The sequence below is a fragment of the Streptomyces sp. NPDC056479 genome, from assembly GCF_042795335.1.
In the GTDB taxonomy this organism is placed as follows: domain Bacteria; phylum Actinomycetota; class Actinomycetes; order Streptomycetales; family Streptomycetaceae; genus Streptomyces.
In genome coordinates, this window is the sequence record NZ_JBHTRZ010000002.1 from 134,174 (window position 1) to 145,924 (window position 11,751).

An 11,751-nucleotide genomic window follows, 5' to 3' on the forward strand; every position below is an offset into this window, starting at 1 on the left:
TAGCGTAGACCTGGCTCGCTGGCGGGACATGTTCGATGCCCTTGTGGGCCGGATCGCGGGCCGCTTCACGCGGACCGAACCCCGACGCCGGGCACTGTCGCTCGTTGTGGGACTGTTGTCCGACCTGCCGCGGAAGAACTGCTGGACCATCGCCGAGCATGCCGGGCACGCCACACCGAACGGCCTGCAGCACCTGCTGGCACGGGCCAAGTGGGACGCTGAGGCAGTCCGCGACGACGTACGCGAATACGTCGTGGAGCACCTTGGCGACACCGAGGCCGTTCTGGTCGTCAACGAGACCGGCGATCTGAAGAAGGGCACCCACACGGCCGGCGTGCAGCGCCAGTACACCGGCACCGCGGGCAGGATCGAGAACTCCAAAGTCGCCGTCTATCTCGTCTACGCCACTGCCGCCGGACACGCGGCAATCGATCGGGAGTTGTACATCCCGCCCTCATGGACCGACGATGCCGACCGACGCCGGCCGGGCGGCCGGGATACCCGACGAGGTGGCGTTCGCCACCAAACCGGCCCCGGCCACCGCGATGATCACGCGTTCCCTGGACGCCGGCGTCGGTGCGCGCTGGGTAACCGGCGACGAGGTCTACGGTGCCAACCCCCACCTGCGCGCGGCCTTCGAAGCCCGCCGGACGGGCTACGTCCTCGCCGTCGCCTGCGACCACCAGGCGCTCACCAGAGCGGGGAAGTTCCGGCCGACATGCCGGCCAGGAAGCTGCCCGCACGAGCCTGGCAACAACGCTCCGCAGGCGCCGGAGCCAAGGGACTGCGCCTCTACGACTAGGCCCTGGCCGACCTCGCCGAGCACAGCCGGGACACCACCAACTGTTGGTCCGCCGCAACCGCCCGCACCGGTGAACTCGCCTTCCACCGCTGCTACTCACCCCGCCCGGCACCTCTGGCCACACTGGTGCGGGTCGCGGGCAGCAGATGGCGGGTGGAAGAAACCTTCCAATCCGGAAAGGGGCTGGCCGGCCTGGACGAACACCAGGTCAGACGGTGGACCTCCCGGCGCCGGTGGGTCACCCTCGCCGTGCTCGCGCACGCCTTTCTCGCCGTCACCGCCGCCCACGAACACGCCCGCCAACCGACCCCCGACGAACTGATCCCGCTGACCTGCAACGAGATCCAGCATCTGTTCACCAGCCCGGCCGTCCAGTCCGTCCACGACGCAGCCCACCGGTTCCGCTGGTCCCACCGGCGACGCCGCCATCAAGCCCGCGCCCGCAACGGCCACTACGCATGAGATCCAGGTTCTCAGCCGGTTCTCTGACCTTCGCTCGAGTTGTACGGCGGTGACGGTTGATTCCAGACGGCGTCAGACCGGCCGACGATCCGCCGGAGCTCGCGGGCGGTTCGAGGCGACAGGGCCTGCATCACACCATCGAGGAGAGCACGGGCATCGAGGGGATTACCGCAGCAGTACCAGTGCACGTTGCCCCACTCGTAGTCGTGCCACAGTTCGCGCTCAGGACGATGGACGTAGTCCTTCCACAGGCGTACGGCCGCGCTGATGTCCCCTGACTGCAGATAGTTGCGGGTCTGTTCGAGACGGAAGATCTCGGACAGTGCACGCGGGGACAAGCCATCGATGTCCGGCCTTGCTACGGGAGTCCGGAGGCAGGGATTGCCGGCCCGGATATGTCCTGGCCGTCTAGGCGGCATGGACCTTTCGGTTCGTCGTCATGCCGTACATCGTGCCACGATATCGAACGAGGTCGCGAACGAGTTCGCCCCGCCTGCGGATTTGTCGGACGTAGGGGCAGCCTTCGGTGCGGCGGGCGAGGCCCTCGGCCGCTCCCGCGGTGGACTGATCACCAAGCTGCACCTGAGTGCGGACGGCAAGTGTCGTCCGCTGTCTCGGCGAGACGGAATCCGGGCGGTGCTTCTCGCAGCGACGCCGACTCCGGGGCAGCCAAGGTTCATTGGGTCGATCCCGCCAGCCACGGTGTTGCCGTCGGTTAATGTGCGCGAATGTCAAATGTGCATGCGTATGGCGGCTACCGGACGGGCGGCCTATGGGCCGCAGCCGGGATCTCGTTCGGGGCGGTGGTGGTTGGCTCGGGGCTGGCCCTGTTCGGCATGCTCGAATTTGACGAGCAGTGCAGTCACGGGCTGGTTGAGGGGCCGGGCAGGCTGCTGCGGGTGCGGGATCAGGCGTTTCCCCCGGCGACGATCTGTGAGTTCGAGCGGGGGGAGGTCTCCTCGGTCGGGGGTTCGGGAGTGCTTAGCGTGTTGCTCTGGGGCAGCTTGTTGGTCCTGGTTGTCTGCCTGTTCGCCGCGCTTGTCGCGGAGTGTTTCGAACCGCGCCTTGGCAGCAATCAGGTGGTGCCCATGTCCAGGGTCGCGAAGTTGCGCCGTACGGCGGCAGCCTTCTTCGTGACCGGCTCTGGGTTCCTCTTGTTTTATGCCTTGGCCGGATGGCAGCTGTTCACGGGACCGTCTTCAGTCTGCTCTGCGGGAGCAGATTGGGGATTCCATCCGCCAAAGACGCTGGAGTACAGCTTCTTTCCACCTCAGGCGACCTGCCAGTACGCCAGCGGCGAGACGTGGCAGATGAACCCTGACTGGGTGGCTTCACTGGCAGTGGAGTTGGCCGTTCCCGCTTTGATAGCGGGAGTTGGCTTTGTCCTGGCCTGTCGGCGTTGGGGTGTGGAACGGCGGGCGTTGCAGCAAGGCACTGTCCCAGCGACGACGCAGCAAGACACTGTCCCGGCGATCTCTGATACCGCTGATCCAGGGGCCACCGCCAAGAGAGGTCAACAGGGATGAACGACGCTCCCTCCCCGCTGCCCATGGTTGCGGCTCACCCCGGCTCCCCGCCCTCCGGTGGCCGTCGTGCGGACAGCAAGATGATGCGGGGCCGCCCTCGCATGGAGGCGGCCCCGCTCAGGGTGGTGTCGGCGGGAGCTACTCGACGTTGATCTTGAAGGTGGTCGTCCTGTTCCGGATGTCCTCGGCGTTGCCACTCATCCGCAGGTTGCGGAAGACGGCCTCACCGACGGCGGGGCCCTGACCGGGCTCGGGCAACTCGTTGGCCCAGATGCCGAACCCGGACTTCGCGTCGAACGCGTCCCCGCTCTTCTTGGAGTTGGTGATGGAGATGTCCGTGAAGATCGTGTCCTTCACCGGGAACTGGGGCTGGCCGCCGACGTAGTTGGTCTGGAACATCACGCCTCCGTAGGTGGAGTCGTCGATGTCGACGTCGCTGACCCGGATGCCCTGGAAGACCTTCGACGCGGAGAACGCCCAGATGGCCGGGAACACCTGCGAGCCCCAGAAGTGGCCGCCCGTCCGTTCCAGGGAGACGTTCTCGATCGTCGTCGGATCGGTCCCGAAGCCGTTCATCGGGTAGCCGAAGTCCAGCGAGGAGATCGTGATGCCGGAGTAGACCAGGGTGTCGGCGACGCGGATGTTGCGGAAGGTGTTGTTGTAGCCGCCGTAGACGGCGATACCGGCCGCACGCCAGGTGAGCGTCGACGTCAGGTTCTCGTAGAGGTTGTTCTTCTCGTCGGCGCCGCCCGCGTCGATCGCCGAGAAGAGCGCGAAGCTGTCGTCCCCTGTGGCCCGGGCGTCGTTGTTGACCACATGGTTGTCCGTGGAGCCGTTCGTCATGTTGAGTCCGTCGGCGAACATGTCACGGATGCGGGAGTTCTTGATGGTCATGTTGTCGGTGTTGGCGCCCCAGTAGAGGCACACCATGTGCTCGACCCAGATGTCGTCGATGGTGATGTCGGAGACGTTGGAGAAGTCGAACACCTTGCCCGGACCGTCGATCCGGGACGTGTAGTTGCCGAAGTAGGTGAAGCCGGCGAACGTCGAGTCCTTGGCGCTGGCCTCGGCCCGGAAGCCCACGTCGGTGTTCTCCTGCGAGGCGGGGGCGTGGAAGCGGGTGAACCACGGTCCGGCTCCGACGACCTTGACCGCCTTGCCATAGACCTGGAACTTGCTGGAGGTCTCATAGTCACCGGCGGGCAGGTAGACGCCGACGAGCTTGCCCGTGGTGTCCATGCGGACCTTGTCGAGCGCGTTCTGCACATCCTGGTGGGAGAAGCCGGCCGGGACCGTGTAGGCGGCCGGGTCCGGGTTCGGGTTCGCTGTCGCCCGTTCGGTGTTGATGAAGTCGATGGCGTAGGTGGAGATGTTGGCCGCGTCCTTCTGCAGCCGGATCCTGGAGCCTGCCGGGACGGTCTTGCCGAGCAGCAGGCTGGCCTCGTCGTAGATGTGGCGCGGGGCGCCGGAGCCCGGCGAGTTGCCGGGGGCGGTCTCGTTGCCGTACAGCCAGGCGTACTTGGAGGTGAGGTCGATCGGCTTGAGGAATTGGCCGTCGACGTAGACATTGAGCGTGGTGTTGGTGCCGTCCGGGATGGAGAAGCGGGTCACCAGGGTGTTGGTGGCCGCGCGGGTGGTCCACTCGACGTACTGTCCGGTCCCGCCGAGGGTCACCGCCTTGCGGCCGCTGGCCTCGCCGGCGACGTCGCCGATAGTGCGGTTCGGGCCGACGACCTTGGCGCCACCGCCGACCGTGCCGTCCTCGGCCTCGTACATGTCGTACGGCATGTCCGCGCCGCGGCCGACGAACAGGGGTTGCGTGGTGGTGTTGTTGGCCCGCTTGACCGGCAGTTCGTTGGCGTCGTCGGCGATGACCGTCTTGACGGTGTACTTGCCGTTGGCGGCCGTCCAGGAGCCGAGGCTGACCGGTGCGGTCGTCTGGCCGGACGCGATGGTGCCGCTGTGGGAGCCGGTCAGCGTCTTGACGGTGGCGCCCTTGGAGTCCTGGATCGTCAGCGTGACGCCGTGGGCGCCGGAGGCTGAGTCCACCGTCCCCTGGTTCTTGATGGCGACGGTGAACTTGACCTCGTCACCGGCCGAGGCGCTGGACGGGGTCCAGGAGACCGGCGCGGCGAGCAGATCGGAGCTGGAGACGGGCTTGACGACGAGCGCGTCGGCACGGGTGAAGGTGTTGTTCGCCTCGTTCTGCTCGATGACCTTGTTCGACGGATCCGCCTCGGCGCCGACCGGGTAGCTGCCCGCGTCCCGGGTGCCGATGCTCGCGGTGACCGTCTTCGACTCGCCTGCCGCGAGGGCCGGGACGTCGGCCGTGGCGGCGGCGGTGCCGCCGAGCGTGAACTTCAGGTCGGTGGCCTTGGAGGCCCTGCTGCCGCTGTTGGTGACGGTCGCCGTCAGGCTGATGGCGTCCGACTCCACGGGAGCCGCGGGCGAGTTGGCGATTCCGGTGACCTTGAGGTCCGGGTTGGCGGCCGGCGTGCCGATCACTTGCAACTCGGCGACCTGCGCGCCCGGGGCGCCGGTGTTGGAGGTGAACTTGAGCTGGATGTCCGCGGCGGCGCCGGAGACCGGGATGGTCACGGTGCTGCTGCTCGCCGGATTGAAGGTGTAGTCCTTGGCCGCGGCCAGGCTGGTGAAGGCGGTCGCGTCCTGGTCGCGTCCGAGCACCTGGATGTTCTGCGTACGCGTGGACCAGGCGGCGTCCGGGTTCAGCTTGACGACGACCTGGCTGAGGTCGGCGTTGGCACCAAGCTTGGTGGTGAGGGTGGCGGGGTAGGCGCCGCCTCCGCTCTCCCAATAGGTGCCTATCTGACCGTCGTTGGCGTTCGCGGCGACGTAGGTGAAGGCGTGGGAGGAGGCTTCGATGGGCTTGCCCTGGGCAAGGTCGGAGCCGGTGCCGGACCCGGGCCGGGTCATGCTGTTGCTCGCCACCGACACGTTTCCGGCGGCGTCCTTCGCCTTCACGTGGTAGGTGACCGTGGCAGACGCGGCCGGGGCGTCCGTGTACGTCGTCACGTCACCCGCCACGGTCTTGATGAGCTGGCCGTTGGCGTAGACGTCGTAGCCGGTAACCTTGACGTTGTCGCTCGACGCCTGCCAGGTGAGCTTCACGTCGCTGCCGGACTGCGTGTAGGCGAGGTTGCCGGGCGCGGTGGGGGCCTGTGTGTCGCCGCTCGATCCCTTGCGGGTGACGCTGTTGCTGTTGGCGGAGACGTTGCCTGCGGCGTCCTTGGCCCGCACGAAGTACGTGATGTCGCTGTCGTTCGGCTGGGTGTCGGTGTAGGTCAGGACGTTAGCGGCGACGCTCGCCCGCAACTGGCCGCCGGCGTAGATGTCGTAGCCGGTCACGGCCGTGTCATCGGTGGCCGCGTTCCAGGTCAGCTTGATCTGACCGGTGCCCGGCTCGGTGTAGCTCAGGTTGGTCGGCGCGGTGGGCGCTTGAGTGTCGCCGGTCGCCGGTCCGTAGACCTCCAGCTCGGAGACCTGGCCCGCTGGCCAGCCGGTGTTGGCGGTGACGAGTACGCGCACGTACCGCGTGGTCGTCGTGTCGAAGCTGATGGTCGTCGACTGGTCGTTGGAGCTGTCGAACGTGTACGCCTTCGACGCCGTCAGGTCGGTGAAGTTCTGGTCGTCGGTCGAGCCCTGGACCTTGAGGGTCTGGCTACGGCTGGGCCAGCCGCTGGGCAGTCGTAATGTCACCTGGTTGACCTTGACCGACGAGCCGAGGTCGACCTGGAGCCACTGCGGGAAGGCGCTGTTCGTGCTTTCCCAGTAAGTGTTGCGGTTGCCGTCACCGGCGTTCGCGGCGGGGTAGACGTCGGCGTGCCCGCTCTCGCTGAATGGCCGGCCCTGGGCGAGGTTGGGGGTCGCGGCGGCGGTGGTGAGGACCCGCATCTCGGCGAGCTGGGCGGTGCCGGCGACCGAGTTGGCGCTGAAGTCGGCCCGTACGTACCGGGCGAGGGTCGCGGGCAGGGAGATCTTCACCGTGTTGTCGTTGGCGGGGCTGAAGACGTACGGCGCCGACGACTTGAGCGTGGCGAATGTCTTTCCGTCGGCGCTGCCCTGGAGCGCCAGCGTCTGCTTGCGGGTCTGCCAGCGCTCGGGCAGACGCAGCACGACCTGGCGGACGCGCTTGGTCCGTCCGAGGTCGGTCTGCACCCACTGGGCCGACTCCTTCGCGGCCTGCCAGTAGGTGTCGGTGTCACCGTCGGTGACGTAGGCCGCCTGGTGTCCACCGCGGGAGCTGCCCGCCGTGGTCGCTGCGTCGGAGGCAGCGTTGGCGGCGCCGGCCGCGTACGTGCTGACGGCGGGCAGTCCCAGAACCATCACGGCCAAGGCGAGCACCGTGGTCGCTGCGCGCCGTCGTGAGGATCTCGGTTGGTGTCGAGTCATGCGGGTCACTTCCTACGCGGTCGCACACCGAAAGGGGGCGGCGAGGACGGCTCGTTCCTGACGAGTGGTGCAGAAAGGTGCGACACGATCAGAGCGGTGCGGGGAAGGCAGTGAGGCGGCGATGCGGTGCTGTGGGGGTGGTGGGGCCGGCCTGACAGAGGTGCGTGATCCTGAGAGCGAGATGGACGGCAGGATTTTGCGAGGTTTCATCAAAATATTGCAGAGCAGTGAGAGGTGGTCTACAACCGAGAGGGCACAATTTTCACCAGAAGCACCCATGACCCAGGGGTGATGGCGGCGCATGGGTCGAATGCCGGCCAGAGTGAGCAAGGAGCAGACACGGGACGGGCTTTGCACGATCCGCCATGCTCTGGCCCACGGGTTTGCGGGGACTTGCGCTCACGAAACGCAAGCGAACGCAAGGTGCGCAAATTCTTGCGCTCTACGTTCCGTGTTCTACTCCTCGACGGGCGACCGGTTGTCCGCCCCGGGGGATGCGGCTTCACCTGGGCGGACCCGGACAACCGGGCTTCCGGCGCTCCCCTCCCCCGGTGCGACGACGTCGTCTACCGGGCTGCCAGACGTACTGAGCGCCGGCGCGGTAAGTGCCGGACCCCCGCGACGCCGGTCAAGGCTTCGGGTCCTGGCCCGGCTGGCGTTGAAGGCTGCGCGTGAAGTGCTCGGCCATGGCTTCGGCGGCGCGTTCGGGCTTGCGGCGCAGTTTCGCGCGTACGACACGTGCGTGTTCCGCCGGCGTCGGGTCGTCGGCGTTCCTGACGCTTCTGAGTCGAAGGACATGGAGGTGGGAGTGGTGCCGTTCCACCACGTCGCCGAGCAGCGGACGTTGCGAGTGCCACCGCGATCGCGTCGTGAAAGCGCTGATCGAGCGCAGCGAAGTCGCGGTAGTCCGCGTACCGCCCCGTCGGCCACGGATGAGTCTGCATCTCCTCCACCAGCCGCTCGATGCTGTCGAGTTGCTCCTCGGTGGCGTCGGCGGCGGCGAGCGCCGCCGCTCTGGGTTCCAGGAGTTGCCGCATCGCCAAGAACTCCTCGAGGCCTGCGCGGGTCAGCAACTCGGTCGCGCGGTAGCCGGACAGCGATCTCTTCACCACGAGTCCGTCGGACTCCGCCTGGCCAGCGCTTCACGGACGGGTGTGGGCGAGACACCGAGTGCACGCGACAGCGCCTCGATGCCCACGCGGGCGTCGGGAGCGATCTCATGGGCCATGACCATGGCCTTGATCTGCTCGTAGACGCCCCCCCCCCGCCGCGACTGAACACGCCCTACCCCCGCCAGACGCACCCGGGCACAATGAGCGCTGCTTCGCCTCCGCCCGGCGTCGCGGGCGAGGTCATGACGGGACCCGGGCTCGCCTTCGAATCCCGCACGACACCAGCACCACGGCATGCACGGCCGGCACGCTCGGTGACCAGTAGGGCGTGCCCGAAACTGACGGTCCGTCCTCGGGGAGATTCGGGATGACAGCACGCCGTACCACCACCAGGCGTCCACAACTGATCGCCTATGTACTGAGTTTGCTCGGAGTGGCCGCCCTCACGCTGTCCGGCACCAGCGCGGCAGCTGCGCCCGCTGCCGCGCCGACCACGCCATCCTCGGTGTCCGGCCTGACGTCGACCGTCGCATCACTGGGGATCGACGGGACGGCATGGGCCGTGGACAAGCACAGCGGGAAGTTGCGAGTCCTTGCCGACTCGACGGTCACGGACACCGAGCTTGTCCGACTTCGCCACGCCGTCGGCCGGTTCGCCGGTGCCGTCGTCATCGAGCGGCTCGACGGCCGGCTGCGCACGCTCGTGTCCGGGGGCGACGGCATCCACGCCGCCGGTCGGCGCTGCACGGCGGGCGTCAATGTGCAGAGCGGGTCCACGTACTACTTCGTCACCGCCGGACACTGCACCTCGGACCTGCCCACCTGGTACACCAGCGCCGCCATGGACACGGCCGTCGGACCCACCACGGGCAGCAGCTTTCCCGGCAACGACTTCGGGGTCGTCCGTTACGCCAATCCGGCCGTGCCGCATCCCGGCACCATCGGGACAGTCGACGTGAGTGGGACCGCGTCCGCCTACGTCGGCCAACGGGTCTGCACCCGGGGCGCGACGACCGGAGTCCGGTGCGGTGTGGTCACCGCCTTGAACGCGTCCGTGAACTACGGCGGCGGTGACATCGTCTACGGGCTGATCCAGACCAACATCTGCGCCGAGCCCGGTGACAGCGGAGGCCCGCTCTACGCCGGCGACAAGGTCATCGGCATCCTCTCGGGCGGGTCCGGCAACTGCGCCACGGGAGGGACCACTTACTACCAGCCGATTCAGGAAGTGCTGAGCGCCTACGGCCTGTCCGTGTACTGACGACACGCGACACGCCCTCCGCTTCCACCGGACTGACGAACGGCACCTCTCGCGCCCGCGTGACGTCGGCGGCGAAGCAGCCGCCCCGGCGGCCTCACGAGCGGGCATTCGCCCTTTGTGGGTCCGCCGTTCGGGCTGTTGCCATCACGTGGCCACGACCGCTCAGCACTGTGCCTCCCACGCAACGTTCGTGAGGTGGAGGGCAGATGAGCACACCAGAGCACCGACACAGGCTGGACAGACGGGCACTCTTGCAGGCCGCGGTGGCGATACCCGCGGCCGGCACGGTGGTCACGGCGGCCGGCGCGGGTCCGGCGCAGGCCGACTCGGTGACCGTAGGCAGCGGTCGGTCCAGGTTCGACGCCGAGAGTCCGCGGTTCGCGCTGGCCGTGCTTCCCGACACTCAGTATCTCTTCGATGCCGACAGCTCCGATCCGGCGCCGCTGCGTGCCACGTTCCGCTACCTCGTCACCGAGCGGGAGGAGGCGAACATCGCCTTCATGACGCACCTCGGTGATGTCACGGAGCACGGCACCGAGGAGGAGATCGCGCTCGCCGCCGACACCTTCAGGGGCATCCACGGCAAGGTGCCGTACAGCGTCCTGGCGGGGAACCACGACATCCGCTCGTCCACGGACGACCAGCGCGGCGACTCCGCCTACCTCGCGGCGTTCGGCCCCGGGCGCTACGCGTCGATGCCGACCTTCCGCGGTGCCTCCCCCGACGGCTACAACAGCTACCACGTGCTCCGCGCGGCGGACCGGGAGTGGCTGGTGCTCGCCCTCGACTGGCGGGTGTCGGACAAGGGCCTGCGGTGGGCGCAGGGCGTACTCGACGCGCATCCCACTCTGCCGGCCGTGCTCACGACGCATGACCTCGCCTGGTCGGACGACGAGGGAGCGGCGCAGCTGTCGGACAACGGCAAGCGGCTGTGGGACGGTCTCATCCGCGGCAACGACCAGATCTTCCTCGCGCTGGGCGGGCACTACTGGCCGCCCGGGCGCACCGTTCTGACCAACGACGCTGACAACGATGTCCACGTCCACATCACGAACTACCAGGACCGCTACTACGGCGGCGCCGGGATGATCCGCCTCTATGGCTTCGACGTGGTGCGTGGGGTCATCGACGTCGAGACGTTCTCACCGTGGTTCCTCGCCCGTGACCCCGAGCAGCGTTCGCCGCTTGAGGCCGAGACGATCGAACTGACGGGCCCCGCCGACCGGTTCAGCCTCAGCGTCGACTTCGACGAGCGTTTCAAGGGTTTCGCGCCGGTCCCCGCGCCGAAGCCGCGTCCCGCGTCCGCCGTCATGCCGCGCGGCACGGTCGCGTACTGGCGCTTCGACGCGTCCGGGACGAGTGCCGCGGGCGCCCCGGGTGCTCCCGTGGCTGACGGAGCGCTCGTACGCGACCTCACGGGCAACGGCAACGATCTGACGGTGAGTCGGCTGAACGCGAGCGGACCGGACGCCCTCACCTGGTCCGCCGACCACCACCCGGGCCAGCCGGCGCACGCCAGCCTCCACTTCGACGGCGGAAAGAGCCCGGACCGCGGCGCCATCCTCACGACCGCCTCGAGCGCTCCCGTCAACAGCGCGAAGTTCACCCGAGGTTACACCATCGAGACGCACATCATGCTGCCCGAGCCCTTCGAGGGCGATCACAGCTGGATGGGCATCCTGAGCTGGGAGGGCCGCAACGGCGACGCCGGCAAGACCACGGGCTGGTCCCCGCTGGAGCCCACCTGCAGCCTCAATCTGTCTCCGGAGAGGTTTCTCCAGTTCGTCGTCTACCCCTACGCACAGGACGCCGACCCGACGTCCTGGAGCCACGCCGTGCCGGTCGGCCGCTGGATGCACATCGCCCTCGTCAACGACGGCCGACGCACGGTGATGTACGTCGACGGCTCGAAGATCGCCCGCAATCCTGCGCAGCCGTCGACCGGCATCACCACGCTCGGCAAGCCCTTCGTCATCGGCGCCACCCAGTTCGACGAGAAGTTCGGGCAGGGCTTCTACGGGTGGATCGGCGACACCCGCATCGTGAACCGGGCGCTGTCCACGCGCGACTTCCTGACGCCCTTCGAGTGAGTGGCGAGCGCACGAATACGTGACGGCGGGAGCCGTGGGCGTCACTCATCCGGCCACTGCGGTGAGACGCCCACGGCTGGACATCTGA

General features: G+C 67.9%; 6 protein-coding genes and 3 pseudogenes. 6 read left to right on the forward strand and 3 right to left on the reverse strand.

What is annotated here, in order from left to right:
- Nucleotides 1-28: 28 nt before the first annotated feature.
- Nucleotides 29-704 (forward strand): annotated as a pseudogene (locus ACFQ6S_RS06965) (IS701 family transposase); the annotation flags it as partial.
- A gap of 251 nt (nucleotides 705-955) precedes the next feature.
- The gene (locus ACFQ6S_RS06970; protein WP_383406554.1) at nucleotides 956-1,264 is read left to right on the forward strand and encodes a hypothetical protein; all 309 of its coding nucleotides are present in this window, start codon (nucleotides 956-958) and stop codon (nucleotides 1,262-1,264) included.
- A gap of 11 nt (nucleotides 1,265-1,275) precedes the next feature.
- Here the strand turns inward: ACFQ6S_RS06970 and ACFQ6S_RS06975 are convergent, their stop codons facing one another.
- The gene (locus ACFQ6S_RS06975; protein WP_383404595.1) at nucleotides 1,276-1,602 is read right to left on the reverse strand and encodes a hypothetical protein; all 327 of its coding nucleotides are present in this window, start codon (nucleotides 1,600-1,602) and stop codon (nucleotides 1,276-1,278) included.
- A gap of 196 nt (nucleotides 1,603-1,798) precedes the next feature.
- On the opposite strand from ACFQ6S_RS06975, the pseudogene ACFQ6S_RS06980 reads away from it, so the two are divergent.
- Together ACFQ6S_RS06980 and ACFQ6S_RS06985 are read left to right on the forward strand one after the other, a co-directional pair.
- Nucleotides 1,799-1,879 (forward strand): annotated as a pseudogene (locus ACFQ6S_RS06980) (IS5/IS1182 family transposase); the annotation flags it as partial.
- A gap of 113 nt (nucleotides 1,880-1,992) precedes the next feature.
- Nucleotides 1,993-2,790 carry a hypothetical protein gene (locus tag ACFQ6S_RS06985; protein ID WP_383404597.1) on the forward strand — a complete coding sequence of 266 codons (798 nt, stop codon included), beginning with the start codon at nucleotides 1,993-1,995 and terminating at the stop codon, nucleotides 2,788-2,790.
- A gap of 138 nt (nucleotides 2,791-2,928) precedes the next feature.
- On the opposite strand, the gene ACFQ6S_RS06990 is transcribed toward ACFQ6S_RS06985, so the two are convergent.
- Complete coding sequence (locus ACFQ6S_RS06990; protein WP_383404599.1) at nucleotides 2,929-7,200, reverse strand: discoidin domain-containing protein; 4,272 nt, start codon at nucleotides 7,198-7,200, stop codon at nucleotides 2,929-2,931.
- 628 nt (nucleotides 7,201-7,828) lie between these two features.
- Nucleotides 7,829-8,503, reverse strand: a pseudogene (locus ACFQ6S_RS06995) (GntR family transcriptional regulator).
- Nucleotides 8,504-8,679: 176 nt separating this feature from the next.
- Between ACFQ6S_RS06995 and ACFQ6S_RS07000 the strand changes: the two are divergent.
- Together ACFQ6S_RS07000 and ACFQ6S_RS07005 are read left to right on the forward strand one after the other, a co-directional pair.
- Complete coding sequence (locus ACFQ6S_RS07000) at nucleotides 8,680-9,573, forward strand: S1 family peptidase (RefSeq protein WP_383404601.1); 894 nt, start codon at nucleotides 8,680-8,682, stop codon at nucleotides 9,571-9,573.
- Nucleotides 9,574-9,779: 206 nt separating this feature from the next.
- Nucleotides 9,780-11,663 carry a LamG-like jellyroll fold domain-containing protein gene (locus ACFQ6S_RS07005; protein WP_383404603.1) on the forward strand — a complete coding sequence of 628 codons (1,884 nt, stop codon included), beginning with the start codon at nucleotides 9,780-9,782 and terminating at the stop codon, nucleotides 11,661-11,663.
- Nucleotides 11,664-11,751: the final 88 nt, after the last annotated feature.